The 15102-nt window shown below is 39.1% G+C and carries 14 protein-coding genes; 13 read left to right on the forward strand and 1 reads right to left on the reverse strand.

The window, feature by feature from the left end; genetic code table 11:
- Positions 1 to 21: 21 nt before the first annotated feature.
- A complete protein-coding gene (locus NCCP133_RS13710; protein WP_264805581.1) occupies positions 22 to 1551 on the forward strand; it encodes a DHA2 family efflux MFS transporter permease subunit in 1530 nt (509 codons plus the stop codon).
- A 776-nt stretch (positions 1552 to 2327) separates the two neighbouring features.
- Here NCCP133_RS13710 and NCCP133_RS13715 read toward each other — a convergent pair.
- On the reverse strand, positions 2328 to 2753 hold the full coding sequence (locus tag NCCP133_RS13715; RefSeq protein WP_264805582.1) for a hypothetical protein: 426 nt from the start codon (positions 2751 to 2753) through the stop codon (positions 2328 to 2330).
- A gap of 304 nt (positions 2754 to 3057) precedes the next feature.
- Between NCCP133_RS13715 and NCCP133_RS13720 the strand changes: the two genes are divergently transcribed.
- From NCCP133_RS13720 to NCCP133_RS13775, 12 genes are all read left to right on the forward strand, one after another.
- Positions 3058 to 3501 carry a VOC family protein gene (locus NCCP133_RS13720; RefSeq protein WP_264805583.1) on the forward strand — a complete coding sequence of 148 codons (444 nt, stop codon included), beginning with the start codon at positions 3058 to 3060 and terminating at the stop codon, positions 3499 to 3501.
- Positions 3502 to 3526: 25 nt separating this feature from the next.
- The gene (locus tag NCCP133_RS13725; RefSeq protein WP_264805584.1) at positions 3527 to 4750 is read left to right on the forward strand and encodes an acyl-CoA dehydrogenase family protein; all 1224 of its coding nucleotides are present in this window, start codon (positions 3527 to 3529) and stop codon (positions 4748 to 4750) included.
- A gap of 105 nt (positions 4751 to 4855) precedes the next feature.
- Positions 4856 to 5584 carry an acetate--CoA ligase family protein gene (locus tag NCCP133_RS13730; RefSeq protein ID WP_264805585.1) on the forward strand — a complete coding sequence of 243 codons (729 nt, stop codon included), beginning with the start codon at positions 4856 to 4858 and terminating at the stop codon, positions 5582 to 5584.
- Positions 5581 to 7050: an acetate--CoA ligase family protein gene (locus NCCP133_RS13735; protein WP_264805587.1), complete on the forward strand. Its 1470-nt coding sequence runs from the start codon at positions 5581 to 5583 to the stop codon at positions 7048 to 7050. The genes NCCP133_RS13730 and NCCP133_RS13735 overlap by 4 nt, the downstream gene beginning before the upstream one ends.
- A 12-nt stretch (positions 7051 to 7062) precedes the next feature.
- Entirely contained in the window at positions 7063 to 8457 is a 1395-nt protein-coding gene (locus NCCP133_RS13740) for a hypothetical protein (protein WP_264805588.1), read from the forward strand.
- 140 nt (positions 8458 to 8597) lie between these two features.
- Positions 8598 to 9626, forward strand: coding sequence for a TAXI family TRAP transporter solute-binding subunit (locus tag NCCP133_RS13745; protein ID WP_264805589.1), 1029 nt, complete (start codon positions 8598 to 8600; stop codon positions 9624 to 9626).
- Positions 9627 to 9714: 88 nt separating this feature from the next.
- Positions 9715 to 10485 (forward strand): RraA family protein, encoded by a 771-nt coding sequence (locus tag NCCP133_RS13750; RefSeq protein WP_264805590.1) that lies wholly within the window; start codon positions 9715 to 9717, stop codon positions 10483 to 10485.
- Between the two features lie 12 nt (positions 10486 to 10497).
- Entirely contained in the window at positions 10498 to 11022 is a 525-nt protein-coding gene (locus NCCP133_RS13755; protein WP_264805591.1) for a thiamine pyrophosphate-binding protein, read from the forward strand.
- Positions 11019 to 11582 (forward strand): thiamine pyrophosphate-dependent enzyme, encoded by a 564-nt coding sequence (locus tag NCCP133_RS13760; protein WP_264805592.1) that lies wholly within the window; start codon positions 11019 to 11021, stop codon positions 11580 to 11582. The genes NCCP133_RS13755 and NCCP133_RS13760 overlap by 4 nt, the downstream gene beginning before the upstream one ends.
- Positions 11583 to 11737: 155 nt before the next feature.
- Positions 11738 to 12688 carry a hydroxyacid dehydrogenase gene (locus NCCP133_RS13765; protein WP_264805593.1) on the forward strand — a complete coding sequence of 317 codons (951 nt, stop codon included), beginning with the start codon at positions 11738 to 11740 and terminating at the stop codon, positions 12686 to 12688.
- A gap of 26 nt (positions 12689 to 12714) precedes the next feature.
- A complete protein-coding gene (locus tag NCCP133_RS13770; protein WP_264805594.1) occupies positions 12715 to 14277 on the forward strand; it encodes an AMP-binding protein in 1563 nt (520 codons plus the stop codon).
- A 15-nt stretch (positions 14278 to 14292) separates the two neighbouring features.
- On the forward strand, positions 14293 to 15099 hold the full coding sequence (locus NCCP133_RS13775; RefSeq protein WP_264805595.1) for an enoyl-CoA hydratase/isomerase family protein: 807 nt from the start codon (positions 14293 to 14295) through the stop codon (positions 15097 to 15099).
- Positions 15100 to 15102 lie beyond the last annotated feature (3 nt).

The raw sequence follows: 15102 nt of genomic DNA on the forward strand, positions 1-15102 counted from the left end.
GATGGTACAGGGGGAACAACAATGGAACAAACAATAAATAAAACAGATCGTCCGCCGTATGGGATTCTGGCTGTTTTAATGATAGGCGCATTTATTGCCTTTTTAAATAATACATTATTGAATATTGCTTTGCCTTCTATTATGGCAGACTTGGAAATAGAGGCAGCAACTGTGCAATGGCTAACGACTGGATTCATGCTTGTAAATGGTATTCTAATCCCAGCTACTGCCTTTTTAATTGAAAAATATACTGTCCGCAGATTATTTATAGTAGCAATGGGATTATTTACTGTTGGAACACTTGTGGCAGGTGTGGCACATGTTTTCCCGGTTTTGCTTGCAGGCAGAATGCTGCAGGCTTCAGGCTCAGCCATCATGATGCCTCTATTGATGAATGTCATGCTGATTAGTTTTCCAGTAGAAAAACGCGGTGCAGCGATGGGAGTATTTGGCCTGATATTAATGTTTGCGCCTGCAATTGGGCCGACGCTATCAGGCTGGATTGTTGAGCATTACGACTGGAGAATGCTGTTCCACTTCCTTACGCCCATAGCAGCTGTTATTCTCCTGTTGGGCGGAATTTTATTAAAAGATAAAAAGGATAAAGTAAATATCCGTTTGGATATCTTTTCACTGACCCTCTCAAGTATAGGATTTGGCGGGATTCTATATGGATTCAGCTCAGCTGGAAATAAAGGCTGGGATAGTCCGCATGTTTACTTAACGATTGCGATTGGAGTCATTACATTAATATGGTTTATTGTCAGGCAGTCAAAAGCCGACCGTCCAATGCTTAATTTTGGGGTATACAAATATCCAATGTTTGCATTATCTTCAGCTATAGCCATGACGGTAAATATGGCTCTGTTTTCCGGAATGATTTTGATTCCAATTTATGTTCAAACCATCCGCGGGATTTCCCCACTGGATGCAGGATTGATGATGTTGCCGGGAGCACTGGTCATGGCGATAATGTCTCCTATAACTGGCCGGCTTTTCGATAAAATCGGAGGCCGTATCTTAGCAATTGTAGGTTTGGCCATTATAGTTGCTACTACCTATATTTTTAGCAGGTTAACAACGGAAACCACCTACTCACAATTAATCGTTCTAAATGCAGTAAGGATGTTTGGAATGTCAATGGTTATGATGCCTGTTTCTACAAATGGGCTGAACCAATTGCCAAAACGCTTGTATCCACATGGTACAGCCATGAACAATACATTAAACCAGGTCGCAGGTGCAATTGGAACAGCATTATTGGTCACAGTAATGTCAACTAGGACGGAAACCCATGCTGCTGAGATAGCAAAAGAAGCTGCTATGGCAAATGGCGGCACACAAATGACCGAAGCCGCAATGGCAGAAATGCAGCAGCATATTTTAATGAAAGCTATGCTCGGTGGAATTAATGACGCTTTCTTTGTAGCAACTTTTATCGCTGCAGTTGCCCTCATTCTTGCTTTCTTCATTAAGCGTGCCAAACCAGCGGAGGAACCCGTTGAAGAAACAAAACAGGAAAAAGTGGTGCCGAATTTGGCAAGGAACTAATTTGACAAAAGTATGAGTTCCATATGGGATCGCTCCAGGACAGAATGGATTATTTTCGAAAAGGAACATATGGTATTTAAGTATGAAAAAAAAGCCTGCAATAGCCAGTGATAATGGCATTGCAGGCTTTTTTATTATCCTCCACTGATTGAAGTTATTCTTTATCTATTTTTTCCTATTAACTTAACTGATTGATGTCCGCTGTGAGGATGAGGGGAATATAAAAAATGGTCAAGATACAGAGCTTCCAGTTTGCGATCGCTTAAGCGAAATAGATTTTGATTATGCTTAAATATTGACAGGGATAACAGTTTATTAATTAAAGTTTCTCTGTTCAATGGCATTATTTTAACCCTCCTTAGTTTTTGTTATTACAATTTTAATCCTCATTAATCCTATTTGTCAAGTTGGGATTAAACTTATCATATAAACACAGTTAAAAACACAGGGCACCATGCCACTAAATATCGCAAGTCATTCATTTGATTGTTTAGGTGATGAAGTTCTGGCATGCAGAGGAACCTTTTACCTTTCTCTCATTATGAAAAGGAAGGTTAATAACTATTGTAAGGAGGGAGAGTTAATTGTACAAAGGGATAATGTCTTCCCTGATTTTTGTACTACTAATAATATCTTTTTTAGTAAATGAGCCATACTCATACATGATTGTTGTGCTATTATCCGTTTTATTGTTTATAACAGAAGCAATCCCTCCTGCCTTATTGGAAGCTGGTTGGTGCATAATTTTATAGACCGTTGCTTTCGGATTTGGAAATTTATCCAGCGAATGTACTTGTTTTTACTGAAGGAGTGTTTTTTTCTCTATGGATCATAAGGGTGGAAACAATCAAACAGATAGAAACGATAACCCAGGAAATGCTAAAGCTTGAAAAAGTATCTTTTGACCATCCAAAAAAGAGCGGAAATAAAAATATTCCCAAATAGGTAAAAGTCAAACTAACACCGCTGGATACTGCTGCCGTTTGATCTCCGCCATATTCTATAATTGCGGCTTGATATATTCCATTCCATCCACTTATCGAAAAGCCAAGAATGATAGTTAGCAATATTATTAAAATGGAAGGGATCCTAAAGAAAGGAGTGAGGGATAAAAATACAAGAGAACCTGATGAAAGAATTCCTATCAATGTAAGTATTTTTCGTTTATCACCTATACGGTCGCTTGCTGCACCCCAAATCACTCTCCCGATTGCCCCCGAAGCTTGAGAGGTAATGTTAACACTCCAAAAGCTGATATTGTCTGGGCAAAAAGCGGATTAAACAAAGTTATCTTTGGATAGGCTGCAAGTTTTCCGTTCCTCACAAAGATCCGTCCTTTCTTAAAGAAAAATCGAACAACAAACTAAATAACAATTAAATTTTAGAAAATATCTATATAATATTGAATTATATTTATAAATATAATAATATAAAAACAAAGTTAATTCCAAACATTCTAAAAATTCCAACTTAAATTATTAAGCTTTTTAAGGAAGTGCTTTAATATTGGGTAATATTGATCATATTGTTTTTGCTGTAAAAGATCTAGAAAAAAGCAAGCAGCTCTTTTCCGCCATTTTTAAAGGGAAATTTATAAAAGAATTAGATTTACCGGAACAAAATGCCCGTGCAGCGTATTTTTTATTGGGAGAAGTGATAATTGGCTTTGAAACACCTTTGAGTTCCGAGGGGGACCTATATAAATTCCTGGAAAAGAAAGGAGAAGGCTTGCATCATATCGCATTAAAAATTAAAGGTTACGAAGAGTTACATAACAGCTTACTGAAAAATGAAGTTAACATGATTGGTTCCAAAGAAAGTCATGGAGTAAAAAAGGAGTTTTTCACCCATCCAAAAAGTTCACTTGGCTTGCTGCTGCAGCTAATAGAATGGGAGCAGCCATATAAAGATTCATTGGAAAAGAGAATTGAGATTCTTGGAGATGAATAAAAGACTTATAGAAAGGTTTGTTTATATGAATTTTGAATTAAGCAATGAAAATTTACAAGTGAAAAACATGGCAAAAGCCATTGCTGAAAAGGAGATTTTAGAGAATGTAAAATATTTTGAGCAAGAAAGAAGATTCCCGAAGGAAATATTACAGAAAATGGGGGCAGCAGGATTATTTGGAGCCTGTTTTCCGGAAAAGTATGGCGGGTCGGAAATGGGTTTTCTGAACTTAGCCATTATTGCAGAGGAAATTTCCAAAGCTCACCCTTCTTTTGGGTACGCTTTCAATATGCAGGCGATGACTTGTCCTTTTACAATTTTAAATTGGGGAACAGAGGAACAAATTCAGAAGTATGTCCCCGATTTAATAAAAGCCAATCTCATTGGTATGTTTGCTCTTACAGAGTCAGGCGGGGGCTCTGACCCTGCCGGATCCATGAAGACGACTGCACGTCTAGATGGCAATGAATATGTAATCAATGGATCAAAGACATGGATTACTTTTGCGAACGAAGCAGACGTTGGAGTCCTTTTTGCTAAAACGGACATGAAAGCAGGCCACAAAGGGATCTCAGCATTTATTATTGAAACAAACCGCCCTGGTTTTACCGCCAAACCCATAGAGATTAGCTCTTTAGGCCACATGATGAGAAGCTGCGAAGTGTTTTTAGAAGATTACCGGATCCCGAAAGAAAATCTTCTTGGGAAAGAAGGCGAAGGATTTAAAATTGCCATGAATGCACTGGATTACGGTAGGCTTACTGTTTCATCCCGTCTTGTTGGCATTGCGCAGGGGTGTATAGATGAATCTATTAAATACTGTAATGAAAGAATAGTAGGCGGGAACCCGATTGGCGAATACCAGATGATCAAGCATCTGATTGCAGACATGGTTGTTGAAACAGATGCAGCGAGACTCCAAACTTATAGAAGTGCATACTTGAAGGACAAAGGTGAAACGGCTACAAGGGAAAGCTCTTATGCCAAATATTTTGCCTCAGAAGTAGCTGCCAAAGTCTCCAGGAATGCTTTAGAAATATTTGGAGGCAACGGCATATCAGATGAATACCCCATTATGAAATATGTAAATTACGCAAATATGCTTCATTTCGGTGAAGGCTCTGCTAATATTCAGCGAATCCTCATTGCTAATGATGCTTTAGGAATAAAAAATGCAAACAGGCATCATATTGAACGAAGGTTTGCACTAAGCAGCGATATTACAGATGAGAAAAAAGTACGTTTATGATCGATAATTAGCCGTTCTGTATTAAAAAAGAGCATAGGTTTCCCAATGAGCAATACGAAAATAAAAGAATTTCAATTTTAAAAGTGATTAGAAAGGATATCCTTTATGACAGCTATACAGCATATCATTAACATTTCAAAGGAAGAAAAAAGAGCAGTTCTAACGGAGATAGAGTCGAAACAAATTCTTCGGCATATAGGAATTCCCGTTCCGGATTTTCGCCTGGCAAGATCTGCTGATGAAGCCGTTGTGCAGGCAAAATATATCGGTTTTCCTTTAGTGTTAAAAATTGTTTCGCCTGACATCGTTCATAAGTCTGATGCTAAAGGGGTAATTCTTAATATCCAAGACGAGCAGCAACTGAGAAATGCTTATAATGAGATTATGATAAATGCAAATGAATATAATTCAGATGCGAAAATAATAGGGGTATCCATTCAGCAAATGGTAAGCGGCGATAAAGAAGTTATTATAGGCATGAACCGTGATGATGTTTTTGGTCCAGTCCTATTATTTGGGGCAGGCGGAATCTTTGTTGAAGTACTTAAGGATGTAACTTTAAAAGTACTGCCTTTAGCAGAAAAGGATATCGATAACATGTTTACTGAAATTCAGGCGAACAAAATACTCAGAGGGTTTAGGGGTACTTTGCCTGCTGATTTATTAAGCTTAAAGGCCATCATAAAAAAAGTGGCAGAATTATCTACTGACTTCCCTGAAATTTCTGAACTTGAATTAAATCCTGTGATTGTCCATGAGCAAGGGAAAGGTGCCGTTGCACTGGATGCCCGCATCATTCTGGATCATCGAATAACGGAGGTGGCAGCCAGTTGAGTAATTACAAGATAATTGAAAAATTGCTTAATCCTTCATCAATAGCTGTTGTAGGGGCCTCCCGCAATGTTCAAAAGCATGGAGGAAGATTGATTGAGCATTTGCTTAAACACCAATACCAGGGTGAAATTTACCCGGTAAATCCCAAAGGGGGAGAAATTCAAGGATTAACCTGCTATAAATCAATTGCAGAGATTCCCGAAACTCCGGATCTTGCCTGTCTTTTAATTGCACCGCAGCTGCTTATGGGAGCATTGAAGGATTGTGCTTTAAAAGAGATTAAGGTGGTTATGATCCATGCTTCAGGGTTTGCGGAAACTGGCAAAAGTGGAGAATTGCTGCAGAAGGAAATCATAGATTTTGCCAGGAAACACAATATACGAATTTGCGGCCCAAATACCATTGGGATTGCAAATGTAAATAATAGGGTGTTTGCCAGCTTTAGCATGGCTATGACGAGCAAAGAAATTCCCATGGGTGGGAGAATATCCTATATAACTCAAAGTGGAGCCATCGGCGGTGCCATGCTAAGCCAGGGGTGGGAAAAACAGATAGGAATCAATAAATGGATTAGCTCAGGTAATGAAGCTGATTTGAATGCATCCGATTATCTTGAATATGCAGTTGATGATCCGTCCACTGGCACGATTTGTATTTTCCTTGAAGGCTTGGCAGATGGAAAAACCTTTAAGTCGGCATTGGCTAAAGCAGCTAACAAAAAAAAGCCTGTCATTATTTATAAAAACGGCAGAAGCAAAATTGGACAAATGTCAGTTAAGTCCCACACCGGTGTACTTGCAGGAAATCATGAAGTATATAAAGCTGTTTTTAAACAATACGGAGCCATTAATGCAGAAGATCTGGACGATTTATTTGATTATGCCATCGCCTTTGATTCATTCAATAAGTTGAGAAGCAGCCGAATAGGAATTATCTCTACATCCGGCGGGGCATGCACGATTGTCACTGATCAGTGCGTCAAATATGGATTAGAGGTACCTGAACTTTCAAATGCAAGTATTAAAACGTTAACAGATATTTCACCCGATTTTTCTACCCCCCAGAATCCATTTGACACAACCGCTCAAATATTAAATGATCCTGAATCATTTAAAAAGAGTTTGGAAGTTTTTATCCAGGATGAAAATATTGACGGTCTTGTACTTATGCTGACAACGATTGGCGGGTCCATTGCTGCTAAAGTAGCGGAAGATATCATAGAGCTTTCAAAAAAGACTGAAAAACCAATGTACGTCGCCTGGACCATTGCAGAATCATTAGCAAAGGATGGGATGGATAAACTCCGCCAGGCAAAAATCCCTTTATACCCAAGTGCCGAGAGAGCTGTAAAATCTCTGGCTGCCATTCAGCAGCATATGATTTTTTTGGAAGAGTGGGAAGAAAAAAAAGACGAATACAGCGACTTCTTTTTTCCCATTCATAAAGAGGAAATTTCAAACAGTTAAGGTCGTGAAGTTATGCAGCACTTAATGCCGGTTTTAATATTAACAAGGGGAGTTATTTTATTAACATTGGCATTGTCCTATATGCTTTATTCTTTTTTCTCGCTGCCTTTGGATCTTTTTTTAGTATCTTTGGTGGTTATCGCATTTTTAATATCATTGCCATGGATGGCTGTGTTTCCAAAAGTAATGAGCGCAGCACTTCTCATTTTTGGCAATATGATCTTTTTCTTATATGGCGGAAATGTTGAATACTGGATCGCCTCCATTCTTAACAATGTCGCTTTGGTTTCATTATTTATCACAGTCCCTTTGTTATCCTACCCCTTAAAAAATGGGGGATATATAGAGTACATGGATTACTTTGTGGTGAATTTCTTGAAAAAAGATATGAAAAGGATTGCCTTTGTAACAGCGATAACCTGTATTGTCAGTTCGTTTTTAAATTTAGGTTCGCTAAGAGTTATGTATGATTTATTCTCAGTACGATTCAAGTATTTGAACAAAGTATTTGTAAGAAGCCTTGTTCAGGGATTTTCTCTGGCAGCCTTTTGGTCACCGTATTTTGCGGGTGTGGCGATTATCCTGCACCTTGTTGGGGTTAGCTTTGTATCCTTTTTTGGATATGGCCTCGTAATGGTCATCATTTGCTACCTGACATCTGTAGTGATTAATTTAAGGTACCTATCCAAAGAGGTATCGACAAATTCAGCTCCCTATGTAGCTGTCAGTCTTGAGGAAGATGGAAGCAGGAAGCAAACAAAAAAGGTAGAGCATAAAAGAGGAATTGAATTAATTATTGCATTTATTGGTTTATTCCTGGCATTATTCTTCCTGGAAAAATGGCTTCATTATAATGTGCTTTTACTAATTTCCATACTGGCAATCTCATATTCAATCATTTGGTCTTTAGCCATAAATAAAATAAAGGAGTTTACATTCTCCTTAAAGAATTATTTTACGGAAGTTGCCCCCAATGTCCATACAGAGTCCATCATGATTATTTCAGCAACCTTTTTTTCCCAGATGGTTTTGCTGACAGAATTTCCTGCTTACTTATCATCCTTATTTTCCAGCATAAGCGAGATCTCTCTTATTCTAACGGTTATAACCATCATCTTGACTTGTGTTATATCATCTTTTTTCATACACCAAGTGCTTCCCATCTCAATTTTTGCGACTACGCTATCTCCTGATGTCATTGGATTAAAGCCTGAACTATACGTTTTAATCCTGGTAATAAGCTGGGGGATTACTCCGCTTTTATCGCCCGTTTCTGCAGCAAACTTGCTTGCATCTGCATTGTTTAAGACAAAACCCTTTGAAATAGGGATTTGGAATATTAAATATGCCATTTCTGTCATCCTGGTATCATCCGTATCAATCTATTTAATAAATATGTTTGTTTGAAAAGGGAAGCACCCCATAATTTTTGAAAGCGGTATCAAGGTTTCTACTACTTTAGGGAGGTGATTATAAAGAGTAATAGTCGAGCCATTTCTTTAATAATGAATATGACACCAAACTAATAAACGAGGGGAGAAAGAGAGATGAAAAAACTTTTATCGATTTTTATCATTGCATTGATGGCTTTTGCGTTAATCGGGTGCAGCTCAAGCAGTACTGGAGGCGGAGGGAATACCAATTCAAGTTCGGGTTCTGGATCAGATTCAGGATCATCTGGAAAACCGGATAACTATTCCATCATGTTTGCTACGGGAACAACTACAGGAACTTATTATCCGCTAGGAGCTATTTTCTCTGACTTTTGGAATAAGAAACTGGATTATGTTCAAGCATCCTCCCAAGCTACAAACGGAAGTGTTCAAAACCTGATTTTCATTAAGCAGGGTGAGGCTCAAGTTGCTTTAACCCCAACAGGGACTCTATATGAGGGATATAACGGAGAGGCCTCATTTGATGGCAATAAAGTTGAAAATGTACGCATTTTGGCTGGTTTATATCCAAACGTCAACCATCTGGTAGCAAGAAAAGGTGCGGGTATCGAAACAATTGCTGATATTGCAGGGAAAAAAATCGTTCCAGGTGCGACAGGAAGTGCAACTGAAATTGAAACCCAGCGTGCAATGGAAGCTTATAACGTTGATTATGAAGGGTTAGGCAAAGATTTCGTTGGGTTTACAGAAGCAACCGACTTAATGAGAAATAAGCAAACAGATGTGGCAATGGTTATGGCTGGGGTTCCAACATCCGCTGTAACGGAAATGCTGGCAACAGCTAATGGCGAACTGCTTCCTTATACTCAGGAAGCTGTTGACTATCTAAAAGAGAAATACCCTTGGACAATGGAATATACGATTAAAGCAAACAGCTATGAAAACCAGCCGGAAGATGTGCTGTCAGTTGCCCAAAATAACTTCCTTGTAGCAACAGTAGATATGCCCGATGAAGTTGCATATGATCTTGTCAAGACTCTTTGGGAAGGCATGGAGGAGTTAAAAGGATCTCACGCTGTAATCGAACAGTTTGATATTGAAAAGGCATTAGAAGGAACTTCGGATATTCCAATTCATCCTGGTGCTGAAAAGTTCTACAAAGAGAAAGGTATTCTTAAGTAATTTAGTATGAACACTAAAATAACTCTATCGGTCGAGTCTGAATCGATAGAGTTATATTGTTACTTAAGCAAAAGGAGGCAGCTGCTAAATGAAGACAGCCGAATTGGAAAAGTATAAAGATAAATTAATGGGTCTGATACCGCCAGAAAGAATCGTAAAAGTGGATTTTTCAAGGCCTTCCCGGGAAATTATCGAAGCTTTTATGGAATTGGATGGACTTACGCCTACAGTTTCAGATGTTCTTGATTCCATGGGCATTAAAGGGGCCATTTCAGCAAGCAGGCTTCGCCCCATTATAACAGGCAAAAAGATAGTCGGTCCTGCCGTTACCATCCGCTATATTCCTGAAAGTAACACTCCCGATCATGGTTATTACAATATGGAACGGGCAAAGCTTGCGGACAGAGACGTATATGCCGTTGCAGAAAAGGGGGATGTAGCAGTATTCGATGCAGCTTCGCTGGGAGATGTATCAGTGATGGGAGGGCTCTCAACCCTGGTTGCAAAACAATGGGGAATGGTAGGCAATATAGTAGATGGCGGTGTAAGAGATGTTGATACCGTTCGAAAATTGGATTATCCGGTCTGGAGTACTGGCCAAACGCCGATTACAGGAAAGTATCGTGTAGAGGCAATGGAAATCAATGGGTCCATTTCACTCGCAGGTGTCAGGGTAAATCCAGGTGATTTGGTTATTGCCGATGACAGTGGGATTGTGATAGTTCCAGGAAACAAAGCAGAAGAAGTTTTAGAGAAGACGATTAATGCCACCAGAAGAGAAGACGAAGTAGTGAGGCTTTTTGAAAGCGGCGCATCAATTGAAGAGATAACCAGCATTCTGCCGCCCAGCAAATGGTAAAGGGGGATAAACATGTCAGCGTTTCAGGATTTAGCATGTGAAGAAATAATTAAAGGGATTGAGGATACAGGTGCTGACTATTTGCTGACTTTACCGTGCAGCACGATTGGAAAGGTTATTGAACATTTTGAGAACTCCGATACAATTACTTCATTCCCGATCAGCCGGGAAGAAGATGGAGTAGGAATTGCATCAGGAATCAGCCTGGGGGGACAATTCCCAATAATGCTGATCCAGGATACTGGGATCGGGAATTCAATTCTGGCTATAACCACGTTTGCTCTGGCCTATCATGTTCCCATGCTTATCTTAGTTACCCGCCGAGGCGGCTTCGGTGAAATTAATTCGGCTGTTAATTTGTTTTCAGAACCTCTGCCGGAAATTTTGGATGCTGCCAGAGTGAAAACATTTAAGCTTGATTATCGTGTTCCCTTAAAAGAATGGAGTACTGCCATTAAACATGGAGCCAAATATGCAAAGGATACGCATCGCCCGATTATTGTCATGTTTAATATTAAAGGGGGTGCAGAGCAATGATGTCAAGATTTGATGCGCTGAAAATCCTTTATAAATATACAGAGAATATTCCTGTTATTTCATCCTGCGGGAATACCTCCAGAGAGTGGGCTAGCCTTGGGAGACGGGATAACCATTTATATATGGTGGATACGATGGGGCTGAGTCCATCTGTTGCAATCGGTGTCAGCCTTACTTTGGAAAAGAAAGGATTTAAAAAGTGCATTGCCATTGAAGGGGATGGCGGCGTGCTTATGAACCCCAACTCTTTGGCATCAGCGAGCTATTTGAACACGCAAAAATGGATGCTGATTGTTTTTGATAATGAATGCTTTGCATCGACCGGAGGGCAATGCTCTTTGGCCAGCCGCATTAATATAGCTAAAGTAGCAGAAGGCTTTAATTTAAGAGCGATTCAGACAGATAATGCTGAGGACTTTGAAAAGGCGGTTCAGAATTCCATCGAAGAGGATGGACCTATTGTTATACATGTAAAAATTAATCAGGAAAATCAAAAGAATCCTTTTATAAATGACGATCCTGCTGTACTGTCCTATAAATTTTTGAGCTTCTTAAATTAATAGAAAATAAAAAAACTGTATAGGGAAGTAACTTTCTCTATACAGTCTTAACAGATTGTATTTTAATCATAAAACACAGGGCAGCAAATGTAAAATAGGAATTCAAAATATTTTTTCAGAAAACTTCGAAAAACATAATACAGAGGGGGATATAAATGAAAGCTTTAGTCATAGACCACATTCATGAGGAGGGTATCACCCTTTTAAAACAATATTGTGAAGTAGACATTAAACACGGTCTATTACAGAAAGAATTGGCTGCCATAGTAGGGAATTATGATATATTGCTTGGCCGTGCAACACATTTAACAGGAAGAATTGAAAAACCATTATTGGAAAACAGGGGAAAACTAAAAGTAATAGGAATTGCATCTGTCGGACTTGATCAATTTAATCAGGAATACATAGCTTCAAAAGGGATTAAGTTAATAAATCTGCCAGGCGTCAACTCTGCATCTGTGGCAGAACATACTGTTTCTCTTCTCTTGTGTGGAATGAGGCATATCCTGCTTGCCTATCAGCAAATGAAAGAATCTATCTGGAATAAACATGGATTCACATCTGCTTTGGAACTAAACGGCAAAACAGTTGGCATTATTGGATTTGGAAATATCGGAAAAAATGTAAGTTCTATTCTGAAGAATGGTTTTAATATGAATGTACTGGCATATGATCCATACATTGATGAAAAAGAGGCCCAAGCTGGCGGAGCAAAATTAGTGTCTCTTGAAGAGCTGCTCGCACAATCAGATGTTGTAACAATCCATGCCCCCCTTACTGATGAAACTTATCATATGATAGGAAAAGAAGAAATTAAAAAGATGAAAAAGGATGCCGTATTGCTAAACGCAGGGCGAGGCGGGATTATTGATGAGGATGCATTATATAAATTTTTATGCAATAATCACTTGCGATTCGCAGGACTTGACGTTCAGGAAACAGAACCCTGCTACCATTCACCATTATTCTCCCTTGATAACTTTATTGCAACCCCGCACATTGCTGGGCTAACCTATGACGCTTTGAGCAGGGCGGGCAAAAGAGTTGTCATTGAATGCCTTGAATATCTCAATGTCGAAGTGGATGCCATTACCCCCGGCGCCTAATGAAAAATGAAAGGATGCCGATTAACATGAATTTTAATGAACTGCTTCTGGCTGGAAATGTTAATTATCCCAACAATTTATTTCTGAGATTTGAAGAAGAATGCTATACCTATACAGACATGTGGAAAATTACGAACAGGCTGGCAAACGGGTTCTTAAAAAATGGAATTAAGAAAGGTGACCATGTTTCCATTATTCTATCAAATCGGCCAGAGTTTATTTGGAGCTGGTTTGCATTGGCGAAGATTGGTGCAATTGCTGTAACGATTGATACACGATTAAAAGGTTCCTTATTGCAGCATCAATTAAAAAATAGTGAAAGCATGGCAATCATAACAGAGGAAGAGTTTCTCCCTTCCATACTTAAAATGGATATGATGAAAGGTGCAGGTATCGATCGCTTAATAATCGTGTCGGAGAAAGAAATGACAGCCAGTGAAATTGATTTCATCCATTTCAATCGTTTATTAAACGAAAATGAAGTTGATCCGGGCTTAATCGAATTTACTCTCCAGTCTGGATGGCCTCTAACGATCGTCTATACATCAGGAACAACCGGTCCCGCTAAGGGAGTCGTGAATCCACACGAAACCTTTGTATTATCGGGCAGAGATATAGGAGATGCAGTTGGAATGGACCAGACTGATAATTTATATTTATTTTTGCCCCTTTTTCATGCCAATCCCCAATTAATGGGCATACCCGCTTTGCTGTTAAATGGCGCGACGGTTGTTTTAGGAAAGAAATTTTCAGCTTCTTCTTTTTGGGAAACGGTTAACCATTATAAAGTTACCCTCTTCACCTACGTTGGGACAGTATTAAGCATACTGGATAAAGTGACTCCGCAAAAGGTTCGCACCAGTTTGAGGACGGCTTATGGCGGCGGTGCTCCAGAGGACATTTGGAGAAGTCTTGAGAAAAAAACAAATGCCCGAATAATGGAAGGTTATGGGATGGCAGAAATTGGGGGTTTTGCTATTATGAATTCCTTGAAAGAGTCAAAGATTGGGAGCATTGGCAAGCCGCGTGAACTATATGACATTCGCATCTTTGATGATCATGACTCCGAATTGCCTGCTGGGGAAGTGGGAGAAATTGTTGTACGCCCAAAAGTCCCTTTTTCAATGTTCACTACCTATTTTAATATGGAGAAAAACACATTATCAGATATGCAGAATTTATGGTTCCACACAGGTGATTTGGCTAAGAAAGATTCAAGTGGTTTCTTTTATTTCAAGGGAAGAAAGAAAAATAGGATTCGCAGAAAAGGAGAAAATATTTCCGCCTATGACATAGAAAATATCGTGCAGCAGCATCCAAATATTCTGGAAAACGCAGTCGTGCCGATTCCTGATAAAATTGCCGGACAAGAGGCTAAATTAAGTGTTGTCTGCAGAAAAGGAGAAGAGGTTTCCATTGAGGAATTATATATGTGGCTGCTGGAAAACCTGCCGTCCCATATGGTTCCAAGATACTTGGAAATCCGGGAAGCCTTTGAGAAAACATCATCGGAAAAAATTAAGCTCCAGGTACTCATAGATGAAGGAATTAAACATGCATGGGACGGGGAAGAAAAAATAAGCAGATAAAAGGGAGTTTTAATAATGGAAAATAATCATATTGTATTTGAAAACCTTACAGAAGAAATTGCGGTTCTTACATTAAACAGGCCTGATTTTCTAAATTCGTTTAGTCATGAGATGATAGCGGATTGGTATAAAGCGCTAATGGAATTTAAAGAGAATGATAACTTGAAAGTACTGATATTAACCGGGAAAGGTAAAGCATTTTCTGCTGGCGGAGATATTAAAGCCTTATCAAATGGAGAGGGCTTTATAGGGGATCCGAAAGAGGATTTATGGGGTAATGCCGTTAAGCGAAAAGCTTCATTATGGGAGAACATTCAGAAAATACCGCTCTTGCTGGAAGATATTGATAAACCGGTTATTGCATGCATCAATGGTGATGCAATTGGTGCTGGCTTGGATATGGCCCTCATGTGCGATCTTCGATTTTGCGCAGACCATGCAAGGCTGGGAGAGGGGTATATTCACCTCGGACTGGTACCAGGAGATGGCGGAGGATATTTCCTTCCTAAAATTGTTGGAGAGTCAAAAGCTCTGGAGTTATTGTGGACAGGCGAAAGGTTAAATGCAGAAAAAGCTTTGGAGATTGGTCTTGTTGATTATGTATACCCGAAAGATGAGGTTTTTGATAAGGCACAAGATTTTGCCAAAGTTCTATGTTCCAAACCACAGAATGCTGTAAGGATGATTAAAAGGCTTGTTAAAAATCATAACAAAGTCAGCTTAAGAAACCATCTTGATATGGTATCTTCACATATGGCTGTCGTTACGGATACTCATGAATATATGGCTTTACTGGAAAAAATGAAAAATAACAGAAAGTAAGGT

The sequence above is a fragment of the Cytobacillus sp. NCCP-133 genome (genome assembly GCF_026011715.1).
Classification (GTDB): Bacteria; Bacillota; Bacilli; order Bacillales; family Cytobacillaceae; genus Cytobacillus.